Here is a 21,488-nt window from a genome sequence, read left to right as displayed (position 1 = left end):
TGACAAGGCGGTCCCTCGCCCCGATTGATCCAGGTCATGGTCATCGGATGGTCATGGTCGATAACGAAGATACGGCACTGCCCAGTCGTTATTCACAAGGAACCGACCATGACTTCGCATCTCCCTGGCTCCACGGACCCGGTACTGGCCGCCGGCGACGAACCCCTGAGCAATGCCTCCGATAACGCCTACTTCGGCGATATCCTCGACCGACGCCTGAGCCGCCGCAGCCTGCTGCGCGGCAGCCTGGCCGCCGCCGTAGCCGGCGCCATGGCCACCAGCCTGCCCTTCGGCAGTGCCTTCGCCGGCCAGGGCGGCCGCGGCCCCAGCCTGGGCTTCACCGCCATTCCCACCAGTGCCGCCGACCGCGTGGTGGTCCCCGCGGGCTATCGGGTCCAGGCGCTGATCCCCTGGGGCACGCCCCTGGCCGAGGGGGTCCCCGACTTCGCCCTCGACAACAGCGGCGCCGACCAGGCCCAGCAGGTGGGCAGCCACCACGACGGCATGCACTTCTTCCCCCTCGACGGTCGCTCCGACGAGGGCCTGCTGGTGCTCAACCACGAATACATCGAGCCGCGCTTCATGCATGCCGCCGCCGCCGGCCTGGCCCTGGATCGCAATGGCTTCCCGCAGTTGGCCGATGGCCGCCGCGAGGCCGACCAGGTGCTCAGGGAGCTCAACGCCCACGGCGTCTCCATCGTGCATATCCGCCGCGGCGACGACGGCCAGTGGCAGGTGATCAAGGACGCCCAGAACCGCCGCATCACCGGCCTGACGCCGATGCGCCTGGCCGGGCCGGTGGCCGGCACCGACCACGTGGTGACCCACTACAGCCCGGAGGGGACCCGTACCCGCGGCACCCTCAACAACTGTGCCCATGGCGTCACGCCCTGGGGCACCTACATGGCCGCCGAGGAGAACTGGGCCGGCTACTTCGCCAACCAGGCCAGCGATATCGATCGCCGCCAGGCCCGCTACGGCATCACCACCCGGGATACCAGCCGCTACCAGTGGCACCGGGCCGTCGGTGGCGCCGACGAGTACGTGCGCTTCGACGCCACCCCCCGGGGCGCCTCCGCCGCCGAGGATTACCGCAACGAGCCCCACACCTTCGGCTACATGGTCGAGATCGATCCCCGGGATCCCCAGGCCATGCCGGTCAAGCGCACCCACCTGGGGCGCTTCGCCCACGAGGGGGTGGTCTTCGCCCCGGCGGTGGAGGGCCAGCCGGTGGTCGCCTACTCCGGCGACGATGCCCGCTTCGAGTACATCTACAAGTTCGTCTCGGCACGTCCCTACCAGGCCGCCAGCGCCGATGGCTCGCTGCTCGACGAAGGCACCCTCTATGTGGCCCGCTTCCATGACGATGGCAGCGGCGAGTGGCTGGCCCTGGCCCCCGGCGAGAACGGCCTGACCCCGGAGAACGGTTTTGCCGATCTGGCCGATATCCTGGTCAATACCCGCAGCGCCGCCGATGTCGCCGGGGCCACCAAGATGGACCGCCCGGAGTGGGGCGCCGTGGATCCGGCCACCGGCCAGGTCTACTTCACCCTGACCAACAACACCCGCCGCGAGCCGGGCCAGGAGGATGCCGCCAACCCCCGCGCCGACAACAGCTTCGGCCATATCATCCGCTGGCGGGAGGACGGTACCCACACCGCCACCCGCTTCGCCTGGGATCTCTTCGTGCTGGCCGGCGACCAGCAGGACAGCCGCGACCTGGCCGGCAACCCGCTGGAAGAGGAGGCGATCTTCGCCAGCCCCGACGGCCTGTGGATCGACCCGGAGCGTCGCGTCTGGATCCAGACCGATATCAGCGAGTCGGTGATGAACAGCGGTATCTATGAGGTGTTCGGCAATAACCAGATGCTCGCCGCCAACCCGGAAACCGGCGAGATCAAGCGCTTCCTCACCGGCCCCATCGGCCAGGAGATCACCGGGGTGATCACCACCCCGGACCAGCGCACCCTCTTCGTCAACGTCCAGCACCCCGGCGCCACCACCGAGGCCGAGGCCTTCGCCACCGGCGACTACGCCAGTCACTGGCCGCAGGGAGGCAGTGCCATCCCGCGCTCCGCGACCCTGGTGATCAGTCGCGAGGATGGTGGCGTGGTCGGCGCCTGATCGCCCGACGCCACACGCAAAGAGACCCCGCTTCGGCGGGGCCTCTTTGTATACACACGATCGAACGGCAAGCGCGAGCCGAACCGCTTAGAAGTGCCACTCCAGGTTGAAGGTGGCCGCATCGGTATCGACACCCGGGCCATCGGCGTTACCGAACTTGTTGCGCCAGTGCTCGTAGCCCACCCCGGCCCAGAGGTTGTTGCTCTCGCCCCAGGCCAGTTGCCCCACGTCCACCATCAGCGAGGTCCGCAGCAGGCGCTCGGAGGTGGTGTCGTTGCCGAAACCATCCTCGCCCTTGGAGGTATTGAGATTGAAGAAGCCCTGGAACTTCATCGGCACGGGGCCGGCATCGAAGGGCACGCCCCAGGCCACGTTGAGCTGGGCATAGGGATCGAAGACCACCCGGCTGGGGTCGCAGAAGCCGCAGTTGTTCCATTCCCGGCTGTAGAAGAGGCTGACGTCCAGGAAGCCCCGGGGCAGGTCGAACTTGAGGGTCGGCCCCACCACGAACTGCCGCTTGCGGGGCGCGAAGGCGGTGTTCTTGGTGTTGAGGTCGAAGCCGGCGGTCAGCGCCACGTCACGCACCGGGCCGAAGCTCAGCGCCTCGCCGAAGACACCGCCATAGTGGAGCTGGTGGCGGTAGGCCAGGTAGGCCTCCGTGGCTCCGGTCTCGCTGTTGTTGGCCGGATCGTTGCGATCCGACTGGAGCAGGTCCAGGTTGAAGAAGTTCTGTCCATAGGCGTAGCCGCTGGCATGGGTGAAGCTGATGATATGCTTCTGGATGTCTTCGTCGTTGGCCGGTTCGGTGAATTCGGTGCCGAAACGGTAGCCGATGGAGGTATCGCTCCAGGTGGCGGCAGTCGCGGTGGTGGCGGAAAGTACCAGGGCCAGTCCCACGCCCAGGCCGATACCCTTGCTAGCTTGTGTCATGGATTGTCTCCACATATTGTCGTTATCATGAGCAACATCCTGTATACATAAAGAAGGATGTGACTCCACAGTCTAGGGGCCTCGACGAGAATGAACACCGTCGTGGCCCCATAGTCCGGATCACGGAACTCTTATATACGATAAAGACAATGCAACGAGCCGAGGGGCCCTGATGGCAAACCGAACCAAGGATCCACTGGACACCTACCTGCTCCGGGTACTCTGCCTGCTGCTGGACGAGCGCAATGTGTCGCGCACCGCGATCCTGATGCACCAGTCCCAGCCGGCGATCAGCGCGGCGCTCAAGAAGCTGCGCGAGATCTTCGATGATGCCCTGCTGGTGCGCGACAAGGGGGGCATGGTGCCCACCGAGCGCGCCCTGGAGTTGCTGCCCCATGCCCGCCGCGCCCTGGCCGAGATCGACCGCCTTACCGAGTCACCGGCGGAGTTCGACCCGGCCAGCAGCCGCCAGCAGTTCCGCATCGGCGCCCCGGACTACCTGGCGCCGATCTTCATGAGCACGGCGGTGCGCCTGCTGCGCGACCAGGCGCCCCAGGCACGCCTGTCGGTGCATGCCCTGGGTCCCGACTACGACTTCGAGTCGGCGCTGGCGGAGGGCGAGCTGGATATCGTCATCGGCAACTGGCCGGAGCCGCCGGAGCGCATGCACCTGTCGATGCTGCTGGAGGACGAGATCGTCTGCCTGATGGCGGAGACCCACCCCCTGGCCGCCGAGCCGTCTCTCAACCAGGAGGCCTACCTGGCGGCGGGCCATGTGGTCCCCATGCCCTACTCGCGCAGCCAGCGCGGCGTCATCGACCGCTACCTGACCAGCCTGCGCCTGGAGCGCCACGAGGTGATCGAGGTGCAGTCCTTCACCCTGGCCCCCTACCTGATCCAGGAGAGCGACCTGGTCTTCACCACCAGCCGCCACTTCGCCGACTTCTACGCCCGGCTGCTGCCGCTGACCATCCGTCCCTGCCCCATCGGTTTTCCGCCGATGCGCTTCTACCAGCTGTGGCACGACCGCCAGCACCACGCCCCGGCCCACCGCTGGATCCGCGGCCTGCTGACCCAGGCGGGCCGCGAGGTGCAGGCGATCAGCCACCAGACATAACCTCCCCCCGGGATCCGCGGCCTGCTGACCCGACTTGGCCCAGAACAGCCGCGAGGTCCAGGCGATCAGCCGACAGCTATGTCCACCTCAGCCTGACCCAGAAATAGCGACGCCGCCCCAAGGGGCGGCGTCGTCAGCCGAGGCGGTCCCCTCGAGGGGCCGGCTTATCAGGGTTCGAAGCTAAAGCGCGGCGCCGGCGCCTCCGGCAGCAGGCCCGCGCAGGCCCGCACCCTCTCCAGCAAGGCCGCATGGGTCGGCGCCACCAGATTGACATGGGCCAGCTTGCGCCCGGCGCGCTCGCTCTTGTCGTAGCGATGCAGATGGGCATCCGGGATCGCCAGGATCTCGGCAGGCTCGCCCTCGCGACCGATCACGTTGATCATGCAGGTGGGCTGGCGCGCCGCGGTATCGCCCAGGGGCAGCCCCTGGATGGCGCGCAGGTGGTTCTCGAACTGGCTGGTCACCGCCCCGTCCTGGGTCCAGTGCCCCGAGTTGTGGACCCGGGGCGCCATCTCGTTGGCCAGCAGCTTGCCATCGCGGGTCTGGAACAGCTCCAGGGTCAGCACCCCCACATAGTCCAGCTCGTCGAGCAGGGCACGGATGTAACCATCGGCGGTCTGCTGGACGCTCTCGTCCAGGTCCGGCATGGGCGCCACCGAATAGCGCAGGATACCGTCCACATGGACGTTCTCGGCCATCGGATAGAAGACCACCTGACCATCGCGGCCACGCACCGCGATGATCGACACCTCGCGCACGAAGTCGACGAAGGCCTCGACGATCAGCCTGGGGTGACCGATGGCACGCCAGGCGGCCTGGGCCTCGGCGGGATCGCGAATCACCGCCTGCCCCTTGCCGTCGTAGCCCTCGGTGACCGACTTGGCCACCACCGGGCAGCCCAGCTCCCGGGCCGCCGCTTCCAGTTCATCGGCATGCTCCACCAGGCGATAGGCGGGAGTGGGAATGCCCAGGCGATCGAACAGCGCCTTCTCCTCGGCGCGATTCTGGCAGACCCGGATCGCCTCGCTGGAGGGATAGACCGGCTTGACCTCCTCGATGGCCTGCACCAGGGCCACCGGCAGGTGCTCGAACTCGTAGGTGACCAGGTCCACCTTGGCCAGGAAATCGGCCAGGTGCTTCTGGTCGGTGTCGATCAGCACCTCGCCGATACCGGCGCTGGGATGACCGGTGGTATCCAGGAAGGTAAAGCGATTGCCCAGGGGATAACCCGCCAGGGCCAGCATGCGGCCCAGTTGGCCGGCACCCAGAACGCCGATATTCATGGTGGCTTCCTCAGTCATCGCACGGTTCAGGAATGGGGACGGGGGTCCGGGTTGTCGAGCACCGTCTCGGTCTGCTCGGCGCGGAAGGCCTCCACCGCCTGACGGATCCCGGCATCCTGCAACCCGACGATCTGCGCCGCCAGCAGGCCCGCGTTGGTGGCCCCGGCCTTGCCGATGGCCAGGGTGCCCACGGCGATGCCGCCGGGCATCTGCACGATGGAGAGCAGCGAATCGAGCCCCTTGAGGGCCTTGGACTCCACCGGCACGCCCAGCACCGGCAGGGCGGTCTGGGAGGCCACCATGCCCGGCAGGTGGGCGGCGCCCCCGGCCCCGGCGATGATCACCGAGAGGCCCCGCTCGGCGGCGGACTTGGCGTAGTCGAAGAGCAGGTCCGGGGTGCGATGGGCGGATACCACCCGAGTCTCGTAAGGCACGCCGAGCCGTTCCAGCATGGCCACCGCATGTTCCATCACCGGCCAGTCGGACTTGGAGCCCATGATCACGCCAACGCGTGGGGATGAGGTGGACGGCGCCTCGTGGGACGACTGCATGGCCTGCTCCTCGGCAAGGGGTGCCTGTTATCAAGTGTGGGTGAAATTCGAAGGGGCCGTATTCTACCCAGGCCTTGCCCCGGCGTCATCTTGACCAAGTGGCCAGCGTCGCCCCCTGGCGACGCCGGCTTTCACCCTTCGTGCGCACTCCGCTGCTAAGGTAATGGCGTCGGCGGGAGTGCCGGCCATCGCAGCCGTTTCCCAGCAAGGAGAGAATCAATGAAGCGTCCCCTGTTCCTGATCACCGCCCTCGCCGCCGGCCTGGCCCTGGCCGGCTGCGACCAATCCGACGACCCCGCCGCCACCGCCAATGGCGACCAGGTGACCCTGAGCACCGCCGATACCCCCACCAGCGAGACCGCACCGGAAGCGGCCGAGCCGGCGACCCTGAGCGGCAGCCTGAGCTACCGGGAACGCATGGCCCTGCCGGAAGACAGCCTGATCATCGTCCAGTTGCTGGATGTCTCCCTGGCCGATGCCCCGGCGGAGATCCTCGACGAGAAACACCTGATGCCCGAGGGCCAGGTCCCCATCGACTTCAGCCTCGCCTACGATCCCGCCGAGGTGGCAGCGAACCACCGCTACGCCCTGCGCGGCGAGATCCGCGACGCCGAGGGTGACCTGCTGTGGACCACCACCGAGCACCACGGTGTCGACCTGACCGCCCCCCAGGCCGAGGCCCAGGAACTGATCCTGACCCGGGTCACCGAGCCGGCGCCCCAGGCCGAGGAGGAGACGGCCAGCGAGGCCGACGTCGAGGCGACGGAAGCGACCGACGTCGACGTCGACTGACCCCCAGCTTAGCCGGCGGGAGACCGCCGGCTGGCCAGCCAGTTGCCCCCCAGTGCCAGTGCCATCACCGCCACCCCGGCCGCCTCCACCGCCAGGCTCGGGTAGAAGACCGCCACGATGGCCGGCACGATCACCAGCCGCGGCAACCAGCCCATGCGGGTGAAGAGATAGCCCTCCAGGGCCGCGGCGAAGGCCCCCAGCGCCAGGATGGCGATAAGCCCGTTCCAGATCAGCACCGGCCAGGGGCCACCCACGATGATCTCCGGATTGAAGACCATGAACACCGGGATCAGGTAGAGCCCCTTGGCGAACTTCCACGCCTGCACCCCGGTGGCCATGGGCTTGGAGCCGGCGATGGCCGCCCCGGCGAAGCCGGCCAGGGCGATGGGTGGCGTGACGTTGGAGTCCTGGGAGTACCAGAACACCACCAGGTGAGCGATCAGCAGCGGGATGCCGAACTCGGCGGTCAGCGCCGGGCCCACCAGCACGATCAGCACGATATAGCTGGCGGTCACCGGCAACCCCATGCCCAGCACCAGGCTGGCCAGCAGCACCATGATCAGCGCCAGCACGATATTGCCGCCGGAGAAGGCCATCATCATGGCCGAGAACTTCAGCCCCAGGCCGGTGAGCCCCACCACCCCGACGATGATCCCGGCCACGGCGCAGGCCATGGAGACCGCCACGGCATTGCGCGCCCCCAGCTCCAGCCCCTCCAGCAGCTTGGCGAGCCCCGCCCTCACCACCCGCCAGGTGCTGGCCAGGGTCACCGCCTGCCCTTGCCGGGGGGCGATAAAGAAGTACCAGACCGCATAGCGCAGCGCCGCCACCGCCACCATGGTGATCACCGCATAGAAGCCCACCCGCATCGGCGACATATGCATCACCAGCAGCCACACCAGCACCCCCAGGGGCAGCAGGAAGTGCCAGCCCTCGCGCATCACCTCGCGCATCTGCGGCAGTTCCTCGCGGGCCATGCCCTGCATGCCCTGCTTGAGGGCGATGATATGCACGAACAGATAGACGGTGGAGAAGTAGAGGATCGCCGGCAGGATGCTGACCTTGACCACCTCCAGGTAAGGCACCCGGGTGTATTCGGCGATCAGGAAGGCGCCGGCCCCCATCAGCGGCGGCATGATCTGCCCCCCGGTGGAGGCCGCCGCCTCGATGCCCCCGGCCTGGTGGGGCTTGTAGCCCAGGCGCTTCATCAGCGGGATGGTGAAGGCGCCGGTGGTCACCACGTTGGCGATGGCGCTGCCGGAGATGGAGCCCATGCCGGCGGAGGCGATCACCGCCGCCTTGGCGGGGCCGCCGCGCTGGCGGCCGGTGGCGGCATAAGCCATATCGATAAAGAACTTGCCGGCCCCGGTCACCTCCAGGAAGGCGCCGAACAGCACGAAAACGAAGATATAGGTGGCCGCCACCCCCAGCGGCAGGCCGAAGATCCCCTCCTGGCCCAGGTAGAGCTGCCCCACCACCCGGTCGATGTTGTAGCCGCGATGCTCGAGGATGCCCGGCAGGAACTGCCCGAGCCAGGGCAGCTCCCCCCGGGGGCCGGCAAAGGCATAGAGGATGGCGATGGCACCGATAATGGTCATGCCCAGCCCCACCGCCCGGCGGCTGGCCTCCAGCACCGTGATCACGGCGATGACGCCGACCAGGATGTCGGTCTGGCTCCAGAAGCCGGCGCGACGGATGATCTCGTCCAGGTAGAGCACCAGGTAGCCCCCGGTGATCAGGGCCCCGGCCAGGAAGAGGCCATCGATGGCCCAGCCCAGGACACCCCGTTTACGGTGGGGGCCGAACACCGGGAAGATCAGGAAGGCCAGCAGCATGATCAGCATCAGGTGAATGCTGCGCTGGTAGAAGAGCCCCAGCGGCTGGATGCCCGCGGAGTAGAGCTGAAACAGCGACAGCCCGATGGCCACCAGGGTGATCAACCAGAGCACGAGCCGCGGCTGGATAGCGCTGCCGCCGGGCACGGTGACGGGAGGGTTGGGGGTTTCGCTCATGGGCGTCTCGTCAGGGTAAGGGGCGATGCAGCCGGATCGTCACCCGCTCGCCGGCGGCGATGTCGCTCAGGGAGATCCGCTGGCCCTGGAAAAGGAGTCGATGATCGACCCGCGGAGAGCCGACCCGCAGGCGATAGGCGTTGCCGGGTACCGGCTCGTCGATGGCCTCGATCCAGTAGCCGCCCCGCCCATCGGACACCTGGCGCCCGCGACCGGGAATATGATCGAGGCCGGCGGCGAAGTCCGGCAAGTGGCTGCGCTCCAGCACCATGCGTCCCCGCTGGTGACGGTAGCAGTCATGCACCGGAAAGCCCGCCACCGAATGGTTCCATGCCAGGCACCAGCCGGCGCCTTCGGGCATGGGCAGGTTCAACAGGGTGTCGCCGTGTTCATCGATCACGGCGAGACGGGCCCCGTCGGCGTTCGCCAGAGGCGGCCACAGCAGCGACAGCAGCAACGCCGCCGCGCCCAGGGCGCGGCGGCGTGCGATCGGGCCACACGGCATCACGGCGTCCGTCGTGCCTCAGTCGCCTCGCTGGTGCTCCTGGATCTCGGCCCCCACCTCCTCGTAATAGCGCAGCGCCCCCGGATGGAAGGCGATGGGGGTGGAGTCGACGCTGAACTCCACGGTGGTGTCATTGGCCGCCGGGTGGATGGCGATCAGCTCATCGGTGTGCTCGAAGAGCACCTTGGTGATCTGGTAGGCCAGTTCCTCGTCCATCTCGCTGCTCACCGCCAGGACATTGGGGATACTGATGGTCTGCACCGGCTCCTCTACCCCGTCATAGATGCCCACCCGCAGGCTGTAGGGGGCGAATACCGGCTCCACCTCCCGGGCATTGGCGATCTCTTCGTCGGTCAGGCCGACCAGTCGCACATCCCGGGTGGTGGCCAGGTTGAGGATGGAGCTGGTGGGCGGGCCCACGCTCCAGAAGCCGGCATCGATATCGCCATCGCGGATGGCATCGGCGGTCTCGTTGAAGTTGAGGCGCTGGGGCGTGAAGTCGTCATAGTCGATGCCATTGGCCTCCAGCAGGGCCCGGGCATTGAGTTCGGTGCCGCTGCCCGGCGCCCCCACCGAGACCCGCTTGCCGCGCAGGTCCGCCAGGGAGTGCACATCGGAATCGGCCAGGGTCACCAACTGCACCGCATTGGGGTAGATGGAGGCCAGGGCACGAATATTCTCCAGCTGGCGCCCCTCGAAGTCGCCGGTGCCGCTATAGGCCTGGTAAACGGTATCCGCCAGGGCCAGGGCCAGGTCGGAATCGCCGCGCCACACCAGGCCCATGTTCTCCACCGAGGCCCCGGTGACCTCGGCCACGGCACTGGCGCCCTCGATATGGTTGTTGATCAATTCGGCGAGGCCACCGCCATAGGGGTAGTAGGTGCCGCCGGTACCACCGGTGGCGATGGAGAGCTGCTGGCCGAAGGCGGCCGGGGCCAGGGCCAGCAGGGAGGCAGCCAGGGTAAGCTTGAATCGTGGCATGGGATCACTCCAGGAAGTCATGGTTGTTGTTGGCCTGTCGTCGAGGTCAAAATTAGCAGGTTCTGGAATTCACCGCTCAACGCTGGCCGCCGACTGCGACCAAGGAATAAGGAAAAATTCCTGCACTTTTCCCTGGCAAGCCACGGCAAAACCTTGCATGCTGAGGTCGTCGCTAGCCAAGGCCAACGGAGAACCATGAGCACGGCACGATTACCCAGCGGTTGGGACGCCCTAGACAGTGCAAGCACGGCCCCCAACCTGGACGTCAGAGAGCTGGAAAAACGCTCTCGCCTGATGCGCATCCTGACCCGCCGCATCGCCCTTTCCGACCTGCCCAACCGCGAGATCGCCCATCGCGTCGGCATGCCCTCCCAGCGCCTCAGCGACCTGCTGGCCGGCAAGGTGGAGCTGTTCGGCGTAGAAGAGCTGGAGTCGCTACGCGATAGCCTAGACCCGGATCACTGAGCGCGCCCGCCCCGCCTTGCGCGGGGCGGGCGCCTCGCCCTCACCGACCGGAGTCGGCAAGACCCCACCAATCGAGTATCCTTGCGCTTTCTTCTCAATCCGAGGACGAGAGAGCCATGCTGCGTGCCCTGATCCTGGCCCTGGGGATGGTCGCCGCCCCCCTGGCCGCCGCCAATACCCTGGTCTTTACCGCCATTCCCGACGAGGACGAGACGCGCCTGCAGGAGCGTTTCGGCGCGGTGGCCGACTACCTGGCCGAGACACTCGAGGTGGAGGTGCGCTTTATCCCCGTCACCTCCTACGCCGCCTCGGTCACCGCCTTTCGCAACAACCAGGTGCAACTGGCCTGGTTCGGCGGCTTTACCGGCGTCCAGGCCCGCCAGCTGGTGCCCGGTGCCCGGGCCATCGCTCAGGGCGTCGAGGACCCCCAGTACAAGAGCTACGTGATCGCCAACCAGGCCACCGGCATCGAGCGCCACGAGCAGGCGACCGCTCCGGAGGCGCTGCGCGGCCTGACCTTCAGCTTCGGCTCCCAGAGCTCCACCTCCGGGCGCCTGATGCCGGAATACTTCCTGCGCGAGCACCTGGGCGAGGCCCCCGAGGCGCTCTTCGAGCGGGTCGGCTTCAGCGGCAACCACAGCCGCACCATCTCCCTGGTGCAGTCCGGCGCCTATCAGGCCGGGGTGGTCAGCTACAAGGCCTGGGAGAACGAGGTGGAGAGCGGCAACGTGGATGCCGACCGAGTCCAGGTGATCTGGGAGACACCGCCCTATCCGGACTACCAGTGGACGGTTCGCGGCGACCTGGACGAGCGCTTCGGCGAGGGCTTCACCGATCGCCTGCAGGCGGCCTTGATCGCCATGGACGACCCAGCCCTGCTGGCCAGCTTCCCGCGCTCCGGTTTTATTCCCGCCGGCAATGACGACTACGACATGATCCTCGAGGTCGCTCAGGACCTGGGACTGCTCGACTGATGAGCAGCCTGGTCCTGGCCGGTGCGGTCGCCGACTACGGCAGCACCCGGGTGCTGGGTCCCCTGGACCTGAGCCTGGCTCCCGGCGAACGCGTCGCCCTGGTGGGCAAGAGCGGCGCCGGCAAGTCGACCCTGTTGGCGCTGATGCACGAGCGCTGGCGAGACCAGGGCGTGGCCCTGATGCCCCAGGACCTGGGCCTGGTGCCCACCCTCTCGGTGTTCCACAACGTCTATATGGGCCGCCTCGACCGTCACCCCTGGTGGATCAACCTGCTGACCCTGGTGCGCCCCCGAAGCCGCGATGTGGCGCTGATCACCCCGCTGCTCGAACGCCTGGGTATCGCCGAGAAGCGCTGGGTGCCCTGCGGGGAGCTCTCCGGTGGCCAGCGCCAGCGGGTCGCCGCCGCCCGGGTCATTCATCAGGGGGGGCGCGTCCTGCTCGCCGACGAGCCGGTCTCGGCCCTGGATGGCCCCCAGGCGGAAAGCGTGATGCGCGCCCTTACCGAGCGCTATGACATGGCGGTGCTGGCCATGCATGACCTGGAGCTGGCACTGCGTCACTGCAACCGCGTCGTGGGCATCCAGGCGGGCCACATTGCCATCGACCGCCCCAGCCGTGAGCTGAGCACGGGCGACCTGCTCTCCCTCTACTGATATGCCCATCCTCCCCTCGTCACGCGACCGCATGCCGTTCAGTGCCACCCGCCGAGTCAGCCTCGGCCTGGTGGTGCTGGCCATCGTCTGCCTGTGGCTGGGCGACTTCGAGATCAGCGCTCACGACCCCTGGCAAGAGCTGGGGCGCCTGGCCCTGGGCCTGGTTCGGCCCGATTTCGGTGCCGTGGATGCCCTCGGCGAGGCCCTGCTGCGTACCGTGGCCTTCGCCTTCGTCGGCGTCGGTGTCGGTGCCATTGCCGGCCTGCTGCTGGCATTCTGCTTCCATCACTGGTGGGTGCGTACCTTCTGCGCCTTTATCCGTGCCATCCACGAGCTGTTCTGGGCGCTGATCTTCCTGCAGAGCTTCGGCCTGCACCCGCTGACCGGGGTACTGGCCATCGCCATCCCTTATGCGGGCATCTTCGCCAAGGTCTATGCGGAGATCCTCGACGAGACCGACCCGACCCCGGCGCGAACCCTGCCCCAGGGCACCGGCCGCCTCTCGGCACTGCTCTATGCGCGCATCAGCCAGGCCTGGCCGCACCTGGTCAGCTATACCGCCTACCGCCTGGAGTGCGGCCTGCGCTCCAGTGCCGTGCTGGGCTTCGTGGGCATGCCGACCCTGGGCTTCCACCTGGCCAGCCACTTCGCCCAGGGCCACTACGCCGTGGTGGGGGCCCTGCTGCTGATCTTCTACCTGCTGATCGCCAGCCTGCGCCTCTGGGTCCGGCCGGCGCTACTGCCCTTCTACCTGGCGGCGGCCCCCTTCTGCCTGGGCACCGGCCTGCCGATCATGTGGAGCAATGTGTCACGCTTCTTCACCCAGGACATCGTGCCGGCGCCCCTACGTAACGGCGAAGGCCTCTCGGGGCTCGGCCCCTGGCTCGGCGACCTGCTGCTCCATCAGGCCCTGCCCGGCATCTGGAACACCCTGCTGCTGAGTCAGATCGCCCTGGTGCTCACCGGGCTGCTGGCCATGGCGCTCTTTCCGCTGATCTCTCATCACTTCACCGGGCGACACCTCACCGGTCGCCTCGGCGGTGGCCTGGGTCATGGGGTGCTGGTGGTGCTGCGCTCCACCCCCGAGTACCTGCTGGCCTTTATCCTGCTGCAGCTGTGGGGCCCCTCCATGCTGCCGGCGGTGGTGGCCCTGGCCCTGCACAATGGCGGCATCATCGCCCACCTGGTGGGACGGCGCAGCAACGAGATCATCCTGCGCCCCGATGCCCCCAAGGGGGTCGAGCGTTACGCCTACGAGGTCGCCCCACGGGTCTATGGCCCCTTCCTGGCACTGCTCTTCTACCGCTGGGAGATCATCATGCGCGAGACCGCCATCCTCGGCATCCTCGGTATCGCCACCCTGGGCTTCTACGTGGACAGCGCCATCCAGGAGATCCGCTTCGACCGCGCCCTGGTGCTGATCCTGATCACCGCCGCCCTCAATATCGGCGTGGATAGCCTGGCCCGCCGCCTGCGCGCTCATCTTCGCCTGCGCCATACCATCAATCGCCAGAGCTGTTGAGAGGCTCACCGCAGGCGATACTGCGCCCCTCACTCCCACTACCATCAATCGCCAGAGCTGTTGAAACAGCCCCCTCAGCCGCCAGAGCTGCTGAGAGGCTTACCGCAGGCGATCCACCATCAGAGCCGCCAAGCCTCCCGGCAGACCCTGCCAGGCAGCATGCCCCGGGCACTTAATCCAGCGTATCGGTCATCGCCCCGGTACTCGCCGAGCTGACCAGCCGGGCATACTTGGCCAGCACGCCACGGGTGTAGCGCGGTGCCGGCTGCCGCCAGGCGGCACGGCGGCGCATCAGCTCGGCGTCGGAGAGCTCGATATCGAGGGTATCGGCCTCGGCATCGATGGTGATGCGGTCGCCATCCTCCACCAGGGCCAGGGGACCGCCGTCGAAGGCCTCGGGGGTGACATGCCCCACCACGAAACCGTGGCTACCGCCGGAGAAGCGCCCATCGGTGATCAGCGCCACCTCGCCCCCCAGGCCGCGGCCCATGATCGCCGAGGTGGGGGTGAGCATCTCGCGCATGCCGGGCCCGCCCCGGGGGCCCTCGTAGCGAATCACCACCACATCGCCGGCCACCACGCTGCCGTCGTTGATACGCGCCTGGGCCTCCTCCTCGGAGCCGAACACCCGCGCCGTGCCGGAGAAGCGGGTGCCCTCCTTGCCGGTGATCTTGGCCACCGCCCCCTGAGGCGCCAGGTTGCCGTGCAGGATCCGCAGGTGGCTCTCGGCCTTGAGCGGCTTGTCCAGCGCCGCGATGATCTTCTGATCCTCGGGATAGGGGGCGACGGCCGCCAGGTTCTCGGCGAGCGTTTTACCGGTCACCGTCAGGCAGTCGCCGTGCAAGAGGCCGGCATCGAGCAGGGTCTTCATCAGCGGCTGGATACCGCCGATGGCCACCAGCTCGCTCATCATGTAGTGGCCGCTGGGACGCAGGTCGGCCACCACGGGTACCCGCTTGCCGATGCGGGTAAAGTCGTCGAGGGCCAGTTCCACGTCGAGGGTGCGGGCCATGGCGATCAGGTGCAGCACCGCATTGGTGGAGCCGCCCAGGGCGATCACCACGGTGATGGCATTCTCGAAGGCCTGGCGAGTCATGATCTGCGACGGCCGGATATCGCGTTCGAGCAACCTGAGCACCGCCGCCCCCGCCGCCTGGCAATCCTCCCGCTTGTCCCGGGAAACGGCATTCTGGGCCGAGCTGCCGGGCAGGCTCATGCCCAGCGCCTCGATGGCCGACGCCATGGTGTTGGCGGTGTACATGCCGCCGCAGGAACCGGGGCCGGGGATCGCCGTCTCCTCGATCTGCTTGAGCGCGATCCGGTCGATATCGCCACGGCCATGGGCCCCCATGGCCTCGAACACCGAGACGATATCGGTATGCCCCTTGCCGGGCAGGATGGTGCCGCCATAGACGAAGACGCTGGGCCGGTCGAGGCGCGCCAGCCCCATCAGGCAGCCGGGCATGTTCTTGTCGCAGCCGCCGATGGCCACCAGGCCGTCGAAGCCCTCGCAGCCCGCCACCGTCTCGATGGAGTCGGCGATCACCTCCCGCGACACCAGGGAGTACTTCATGCCCTCGGTGCCGTTGGCGATGCCGTCGGAAATGGTGATGGTATTGAAGATCACCCCCTTGCCGCCGGCCGCATCGGCGCCGTCCCGGGCGTGCTCGGCGAGCTCGCCGATATGGCTGTTGCAGGGGGTGACCATGCTCCAGGTCGAGGCGATGCCCACCTGGGGCTTGGTGAAGTCGTCGTCGGTGAAGCCCACCGCACGCAGCATGGCGCGGCCGGCCGCCTTGCCAGGGCCATCCACCACCGGGGCGGAGTGGCGGCGGCGGGGATCCTTGGGGGTGTCAGACATGGCGGGCCTCCTCTGAAGATGGCATGGCCTTCAGAGGGTGGCCTCTCACCGCCCGGCTGGCAACCGCCTCAGCGCGGCATCACGGCATCGTGGAAGGCGCGCTCTTTCGCCACCGTCTCGCGGAAGCATTCGGCCATGCGGGTGAAGGCGGCGTCATCGAGCCCTTCGGCTTCCTCGTCGAGGCGCCGGCGCAGCCAGGCGACGAAGTCCTGGAAGGCGGGGTTGTCGTGCAGGTCGATCCACTCCCCCACCAGCGGGTGCAGCCCCTCGGCGCGGGTGACCCGCAGCGCCCACTCCAGGTAGATCCACTCGGTGACCACCAGGGCGGCCAGTATCTCCGCGTAGTCGCCGGTGCGGCCGGTCTCGCGCAGCAGCGCCTGGAAGTCCCGGGTCTCGGGCAGGTAGTCCGGCGCCTCGCGCCGGGCCTCGGGCACCTCGAAGGCCTCGAAGGTGCGCTGGAAGGTGCTGTTCTCGTCGCTGGTCAGCATGCCCATGAACTGGCCCAGCACCACCCGGTCCGCCATGCCCGGCGCCCGGCCGATGGCATGGCCGATCAGCGCCGTGAAGGGGTCGACGAAGCCGTAGTCCTGGAGCATGTAGGCGGCGAAGTCATCACCGGAGAGACGCCCCTCGGCCAGGGCGTCGAACAGCGGATGATTGACCGTGGCGGACCAGTCGGGCTCGCTGATCTCGCGCAGCCAGTCGGTGAGGCGCGGCATCTCGCGCCCGGTGGCCCAGGCATTCCAGTCGGCGCGGGTGGTCATCGGGCATCTCCTTCGAGTGTCGGTTGGAATCGTTCCCCCGGGCGGAGCCAGGCGATCAGCAGGCTGACCAGGGTGGAAGCGACCAGCGCTCCCAGGAAGGGCGGAAGCGTCGGAATGCTGTCCGGGAAGGTGGCGGCCAGCACCCCGGCGGAGAGGCTGCCCAGGGTGATCCAGCCCGGCAGCACCGCACCGACCAGGCCCGCCACGCCGCCGGCCACCGCCGCCAGTGGCGACATGCGACGCCATAGGCCCAGCAGCACCGGCAGCAGGATGGCGGCGCAGAGCAGGTCGGCGATCAGGAAGAGGCGTAGCACCGAGAAGCCCTGCAGGGCCACCCAGACCACCGGCACCATCAGCGCCACCGTGACCCATCGTGCGCCCCGTACCGAGAGGCCCCGGCGGCCGGCGCTGGCCACCGCCATGGAGGCGATGGCGTTCTGCAGGGTATCGACGCTGGAGGCCACCAGGGTCACCGCCAGCACCAGGGCCGGCAGGCTCAGCCAGGCCGGCGCCTCGCTCAGCAGGGCGAAGAAGGGAATCGGCGGCTCGCCGAGCGGCAGCGCGTGCATGGCCGCCAGCATGCCCAGGCCACCGATGGCCATCACCACCAGCAGGCTGCTGGCCCCGCCCAACAGGGCCCCGCGCCCCAGGGCACGATCATCCTCGGCGGCCCACACCCGCTGCCAGTAGCCCTGGTGGAAGAGGTTGGCCGCGGTAACGGCGATCACCAGGGTCAGGGCCACGGAGAGGGCACTGCCGGTGGGGATGGAGGGCATCACCGCCTCACTGGGCATGGGCGGCAGCCACCACCAGGCAACGCCCGCCACCAGCAGCAGCAGGGCCAGCAGCAACCAGGCCTGCCAGCGGTCGGTGGCAAGGCTCGCCCGCAGCCCGCCCAGGGTGGTGTAGACCAGGGTAGCCAGCGCCACACCGAGGATCACCAGCGCCGGCGGCACCTCGGAGAGCAGCGCGGCGATGGCGCCGATGGCGGTGAGCTCGGCGGCCAGGAAGATCGCCATATAGGCCACCGAGACGAAGGAGACCCAGCGCCGCACCCCGACGCCATAGCAGGACTCGGCGAATTCGCCGATGCTGCGCCCTTCCGGCAGATGGCGGCGGATCGCCGGACCATAGAGCCCCAGCACGATAAACGGCAAGGAGGAACCGATGGCATAGCCCGCCAGCGCCACCGGCCCCACGAAGGCCCCGATCTCCGGCGGGGCGAAGAGGATCCAGGCCCCCATGCTGGAGGCCAGGAACGACAGGCCGATGGCCTGGGCGCCCTGGGAGTTGCGGGCGGTGACATAGTCATCGAGGGGGCCATCGGCCCGGCGGGCCTTGAGGCCCAGGAAGGCAAAGCAGAGCAGCGCCGCGCCGAGCACGGCAGACGTCAGGTAAGGCATGTCGCACTTCCTCCGCCGGCATGAACCGGATCAGGTTCCAGGGTCGGCACTTGGCCCTCTCAGTCCCGCGGGACACCCCTGGCGACAGTGAATGGTTGGATTGTCTCGCGATGGCTCGCGGCGGCCTATGGTGTCGTCACCGGCCGCGGGTGTAAAGCCATACCGCCTATCCACCGGGGCGATTCACCGGGGCAATTCACCGGAGTGCTCGCCTGCGACCAAAGCCGCACCTCCCAGGCATCAAGTCATCACCACATCGGCCGATATGGCACCTATCGCCGTTTCGCCGGCCCGATCATTCACCGAGACCCTCGATGCCCTATACCGAAGCCAAGGAGCATGCCCCGGGGCGGCTCCACACCATCTTTACCGACCCCTACAGCGCCTTCGACAATGAGGTCGTCGAGCGCCGCCTGCACCTGCGCGTCGCCCTCCAGGCCCTGCTGGACCGGCCCAGCCGGGAGGGACGCCTAACCCTGCGGGTGCTCCATGGCTGGGCCAATGGCGAAGCCGACCCGCAAACCCTGACCCATAGCGACCACCCCCTGACCCGGCGCGACGACCTCTTGCCGGTGGTGGCCCGCTACCAGGCCGCCATCGACGCGCAGCTGGCCCCGCCCCGGGAGGCCGAGACGCTGCTGGCCGGGCCCCTGGCGGAGGCCATCGCCGCCGCCGAGGCCCGGGGCCAGACGATCGATACCGAGACCCGCAGCAACCCGGCCCATTGGCCCAGCTTCGAGCGGGGCCTCTCCCTCTACACCTTCTTCAAGGTCTATCACCGCCTCACCTATGGCGAGGACGAAAGCTATCGGGTGGCACGCTGCGAGACCCCGGAGGGGCCCCGGGAGATCCATGAATTCCACCTGGAAGAGTGCGAGTTCGGCGTGGTGACCGGCCTCGAAGGCGACGACCGGGCTCGGGTCATCCTGCTGGTCCATGCCGGCGCCCTGCCCCCCCTGGCCGCCTTCGTGGAGACCATGCTCGGCGACTAGTCCGCCCTATTTCTCTCGCGGCACCCGACCCATCAGGTAGAACTCCGGGTTGGGCGGGGTGCCGGCCAGGGTCACCAGGCGATTGGAGAGGCCGAAGAAGGCGGCGATGGCGCCGATATCCCAGCTATCGTCCCGGCTGAAGCCCGCCGCCTCGAGCCGCGCCGCCCAGTCGTCGTCGAGCTCCCCCACCCCCAGGCCGCTGTGCAGGGCGAAATCGAGCATCACCCGATGACGATCGCTGATCTCGGCGACCCGGTGATTGATCGCGACCTGATCGGCCAGCAGCGGCGCCTTGCTGTAGATCCGCAGCAGGGCCCCATGGGCCACCACGCAGTAGAGGCAGCGGTTGCGGGCACTCAGTGCCACCACGATCATCTCCTTCTCCGCCTGGGTCAGGGTATCCGACTCCCGCTCCATCAGGGCGTCATGGTAGGCGAAGAAGGCCCGGAACTCCGCCGGCCGATGGGCCAGCATCAGGAACACATTGGGCACGAAGCCGGCCTTCTCCTGCACCGCCAGGATGGCGTCGCGGATATCCGCGGGCAACTCATCCAGCGACTCGGGCACGGGGAAACGGCTGATGGATGGGGTCATGGCGTGGGACTCCTCGGGTTATGATCAATAATCTTCAGTTAACGTAAACGTAATCCTATTGTCCATACGTCCATGGCCCCAACGGCAGCGGCCCCACCTCATCGAGGCGGGGCCGCCGTGGCCGGCTCTCGGCCGGATCAGCTCAGCGAGATGGTGCTGTTGATGCCGCTGGAGACGTTCTCCGGCTCGTACCAGCGGGCGGTGACCGTCTTGGTCTGGGTCCAGAAGGCGATGGCCTGCTTGCCGTTAGGGCCCAGGTCACCCAGCTTGGAGGCCCGGGAGCCGGTGAAGCTGAAGTAGGCCACCGGCACCGGAATCGGTACGTTGATGCCCACCTGGCCCACGTCGATATCGGTCTCGAAGCGTCGGGCCACCCAGCCGGAGTTGGTGAAGATGGAGGTCCCGTTGCCGTTGGGGTTGGCGTTGATGAAGTCGATGGCCTCATCCAGGGTGTCGACGCTCACCACGCAGAGCACCGGCCCGAAGATCTCCTCCCGGTAGATGGTCATCTCGGCGCTCACCCCGGCGAAGACGGTGGGGCCCACGAAGTTGCCCTTGGCATAGCCCTCCACCCGGTAGCCGCGGCCATCCAGCATCAGCTTGGCGCCCTCCTTCTCGCCGGCATCGATCAGGCTGACCACCCGATCCCGGGCGGCGGGCGAGACCAGCGGCCCCAGGTCGGCATCGCGCTGGGTGCCGGGGCCCACCTTCATCTGGCGGGCACCCTCGACGATATCCTCCAGCCAGGCCTGGGCTTCGCCCACCAGCACCACCACGGAGTTGGCCATGCAGCGCTGGCCGGCGGCACCGAAGGCAGAGCCCAGCAGGTTGTTGATGGCCTGGCTGCGGTTGGCATCGGGCATGATCACGCAGTGGTTCTTGGCGCCCATCATCGACTGCACCCGCTTGCCCGCCTCGCCGGCGCGGCGATAGATATGGGTGCCCACCTGGGTGGAGCCGATAAAGGAGAGCGCCTTGATGTCCGGGTGATCGCAGATCTGGTTGGCTACCTCGGGGCCGCCATGCACCACGTTGAGCACCCCGGCGGGAAGGCCCGCCTCATGGGCCAGTTCCACCAGGCGCATGGTCGAGCTGGGGTCCTGCTCGGAGGGCTTGAGCACGAAGGTGTTACCGGTGGCGATGGCCAGCGGGAACATGAAGCAGGGCAGCATGATCGGGAAGTTGAAGGCGGTAATACCGGCGCCCACCCCCAGCGGCTGGTTGAGGGTATAGACGTCCACCTCGCTGGCGGCGTTCTCGGCCAGCTCGCCCAACTGCAGGGAGGGAATCGAGCAGGCGTGTTCCACCACCTCGAGGCCGCGGCCCACCTCGCCCTCGGCATCCGGCAGGGTCTTGCCGTGCTCCTCGGTGATCAGGGCGGCGAGCTCGGTGGTGTGCTCGCGAATCAGCGCCTGGAACCTGAGCATGATGCGCTGACGCTTGGCCAGGGGCACCTTGCGCCACTCCTTGAAGGCGGCCTTGGCACTGGTCACGGCCCGGTCGACCTCCTCGGCGGTGCAGAAGGGTACCCGGGCCACCACCTCCTGGGTCGCCGGATTGAGCACGTCGCGCCACTCCTGGCTCTGAGAGGGCACGGCCTGGCCGTCGATATAGAGGGAAATCTCGCGGATGGACATGATGGCGACTCCTGAGCGGGCGGCGTCACTGCCTTAGACCCGATGGTTGGGGTTGTTATCCGAAGCGCTACTGATGTGCATATCAGCAAGGGCGATACGCTATCCAAGCTCTGCACGAAAACTGCCTGCGCTCGCCCATACGGCGTTAAAAATCGACTCGTGCGCGAGTCCGATCAAAGTACTCATTTACACCGCGTAAACTCGCACGCGAGCCCGGTCCGTCTTTTCGTCGATTTTTGCCTTGTCTGGCCATCGCTCGCCGACTTTTCGTACTAAAGCCTAGGGATGATTTGAGTGTAGTCAGGGGCTGAATTGACAGACAATGGCC

Annotated in this window: 19 protein-coding genes and 1 riboswitch; of the genes, 8 read left to right on the top strand and 11 right to left on the bottom strand. The window is 67.7% G+C overall.

The window, feature by feature from the left end; translation table 11 throughout:
• The first annotated feature begins 108 nt into the window (after positions 1-108).
• Entirely contained in the window at positions 109-2,124 is a 2,016-nt protein-coding gene (locus IHD13_RS05125; protein WP_195859964.1) for a PhoX family protein, read from the top strand.
• Between the two features lie 87 nt (positions 2,125-2,211).
• Here IHD13_RS05125 and IHD13_RS05120 read toward each other — a convergent pair whose 3' ends face one another.
• A complete protein-coding gene (locus tag IHD13_RS05120) occupies positions 2,212-3,054 on the bottom strand; it encodes a hypothetical protein (protein WP_195859963.1) in 843 nt (280 codons plus the stop codon).
• A gap of 172 nt (positions 3,055-3,226) precedes the next feature.
• Here IHD13_RS05120 and IHD13_RS05115 point away from each other — a divergent pair, with 172 nt between their 5' ends.
• Positions 3,227-4,171, top strand: a complete 945-nt coding sequence (locus tag IHD13_RS05115; RefSeq protein ID WP_195859962.1) for a LysR family transcriptional regulator — start codon at positions 3,227-3,229, stop codon at positions 4,169-4,171.
• A gap of 167 nt (positions 4,172-4,338) precedes the next feature.
• Here the strand turns inward: IHD13_RS05115 and IHD13_RS05110 are convergent, their stop codons facing one another.
• Both IHD13_RS05110 and purE read right to left on the bottom strand, forming a co-directional pair.
• Positions 4,339-5,454 (bottom strand): 5-(carboxyamino)imidazole ribonucleotide synthase, encoded by a 1,116-nt coding sequence (locus tag IHD13_RS05110; protein WP_195859961.1) that lies wholly within the window; start codon positions 5,452-5,454, stop codon positions 4,339-4,341.
• A 26-nt stretch (positions 5,455-5,480) separates the two neighbouring features.
• A complete protein-coding gene (gene purE / locus IHD13_RS05105; RefSeq protein WP_195859960.1) occupies positions 5,481-6,005 on the bottom strand; it encodes a 5-(carboxyamino)imidazole ribonucleotide mutase in 525 nt (174 codons plus the stop codon).
• A gap of 219 nt (positions 6,006-6,224) precedes the next feature.
• Between purE and IHD13_RS05100 the strand changes: the two genes are divergently transcribed.
• Complete coding sequence (locus tag IHD13_RS05100; protein ID WP_195859959.1) at positions 6,225-6,797, top strand: YbaY family lipoprotein; 573 nt, start codon at positions 6,225-6,227, stop codon at positions 6,795-6,797.
• Between the two features lie 8 nt (positions 6,798-6,805).
• Here the strand turns inward: IHD13_RS05100 and IHD13_RS05095 are convergent, their stop codons facing one another.
• From IHD13_RS05095 to IHD13_RS05085, 3 genes are read right to left on the bottom strand one after another with little or no spacing between them, the layout of a single operon-like run.
• Complete coding sequence (locus IHD13_RS05095; RefSeq protein WP_195859958.1) at positions 6,806-8,809, bottom strand: TRAP transporter permease; 2,004 nt, start codon at positions 8,807-8,809, stop codon at positions 6,806-6,808.
• 10 nt (positions 8,810-8,819) lie between these two features.
• Positions 8,820-9,314: a DUF1850 domain-containing protein gene (locus IHD13_RS05090; RefSeq protein ID WP_195859957.1), complete on the bottom strand. Its 495-nt coding sequence runs from the start codon at positions 9,312-9,314 to the stop codon at positions 8,820-8,822.
• A gap of 18 nt (positions 9,315-9,332) precedes the next feature.
• Positions 9,333-10,295 (bottom strand): TAXI family TRAP transporter solute-binding subunit, encoded by a 963-nt coding sequence (locus tag IHD13_RS05085; protein WP_195859956.1) that lies wholly within the window; start codon positions 10,293-10,295, stop codon positions 9,333-9,335.
• Between the two features lie 195 nt (positions 10,296-10,490).
• Between IHD13_RS05085 and IHD13_RS05080 the strand changes: the two genes are divergently transcribed.
• The 4 genes from IHD13_RS05080 (at position 10,491) to IHD13_RS05065 (ending at position 13,909) form a co-directional block, all read left to right on the top strand.
• Positions 10,491-10,760 carry an XRE family transcriptional regulator gene (locus IHD13_RS05080; RefSeq protein ID WP_195859955.1) on the top strand — a complete coding sequence of 90 codons (270 nt, stop codon included), beginning with the start codon at positions 10,491-10,493 and terminating at the stop codon, positions 10,758-10,760.
• 116 nt (positions 10,761-10,876) lie between these two features.
• On the top strand, positions 10,877-11,734 hold the full coding sequence (locus IHD13_RS05075; RefSeq protein ID WP_195859954.1) for a putative selenate ABC transporter substrate-binding protein: 858 nt from the start codon (positions 10,877-10,879) through the stop codon (positions 11,732-11,734).
• On the top strand, positions 11,734-12,387 hold the full coding sequence (locus tag IHD13_RS05070) for an ATP-binding cassette domain-containing protein (RefSeq protein WP_195859953.1): 654 nt from the start codon (positions 11,734-11,736) through the stop codon (positions 12,385-12,387). The genes IHD13_RS05075 and IHD13_RS05070 overlap by 1 nt, the downstream gene beginning before the upstream one ends.
• Positions 12,388-12,418: 31 nt before the next feature.
• Entirely contained in the window at positions 12,419-13,909 is a 1,491-nt protein-coding gene (locus IHD13_RS05065; protein ID WP_195859952.1) for a PhnE/PtxC family ABC transporter permease, read from the top strand.
• 172 nt (positions 13,910-14,081) lie between these two features.
• Here IHD13_RS05065 and ilvD read toward each other — a convergent pair whose 3' ends face one another.
• The 3 genes from ilvD to IHD13_RS05050 form a co-directional block, all read right to left on the bottom strand.
• A complete protein-coding gene (gene ilvD, locus IHD13_RS05060; RefSeq protein WP_195859951.1) occupies positions 14,082-15,770 on the bottom strand; it encodes a dihydroxy-acid dehydratase in 1,689 nt (562 codons plus the stop codon).
• A 68-nt stretch (positions 15,771-15,838) separates the two neighbouring features.
• On the bottom strand, positions 15,839-16,534 hold the full coding sequence (locus IHD13_RS05055) for a TenA family protein (RefSeq protein ID WP_195859950.1): 696 nt from the start codon (positions 16,532-16,534) through the stop codon (positions 15,839-15,841).
• Entirely contained in the window at positions 16,531-17,937 is a 1,407-nt protein-coding gene (locus IHD13_RS05050) for a sodium:solute symporter family transporter (protein WP_195859949.1), read from the bottom strand. The genes IHD13_RS05055 and IHD13_RS05050 overlap by 4 nt, the downstream gene beginning before the upstream one ends.
• A riboswitch (TPP riboswitch) is annotated at positions 17,927-18,027 on the bottom strand. Its footprint overlaps the gene before it by 11 nt.
• A gap of 224 nt (positions 18,028-18,251) precedes the next feature.
• Between IHD13_RS05050 and IHD13_RS05045 the strand changes: the two genes are divergently transcribed.
• On the top strand, positions 18,252-18,929 hold the full coding sequence (locus IHD13_RS05045) for a hypothetical protein (RefSeq protein WP_195859948.1): 678 nt from the start codon (positions 18,252-18,254) through the stop codon (positions 18,927-18,929).
• Between the two features lie 6 nt (positions 18,930-18,935).
• Here IHD13_RS05045 and IHD13_RS05040 read toward each other — a convergent pair whose 3' ends face one another.
• Positions 18,936-19,523, bottom strand: coding sequence for a peroxidase-related enzyme (locus IHD13_RS05040; RefSeq protein ID WP_195859947.1), 588 nt, complete (start codon positions 19,521-19,523; stop codon positions 18,936-18,938).
• A 137-nt stretch (positions 19,524-19,660) separates the two neighbouring features.
• Entirely contained in the window at positions 19,661-21,160 is a 1,500-nt protein-coding gene (locus IHD13_RS05035) for a CoA-acylating methylmalonate-semialdehyde dehydrogenase (protein ID WP_195859946.1), read from the bottom strand.
• Positions 21,161-21,488 lie beyond the last annotated feature (328 nt).

The sequence above is a fragment of the Halomonas sp. 328 genome (assembly GCF_015645095.1).
Classification (GTDB): domain Bacteria; phylum Pseudomonadota; class Gammaproteobacteria; order Pseudomonadales; family Halomonadaceae; genus Bisbaumannia.
This window is presented reverse-complemented; position numbering and strand designations above follow the sequence as displayed.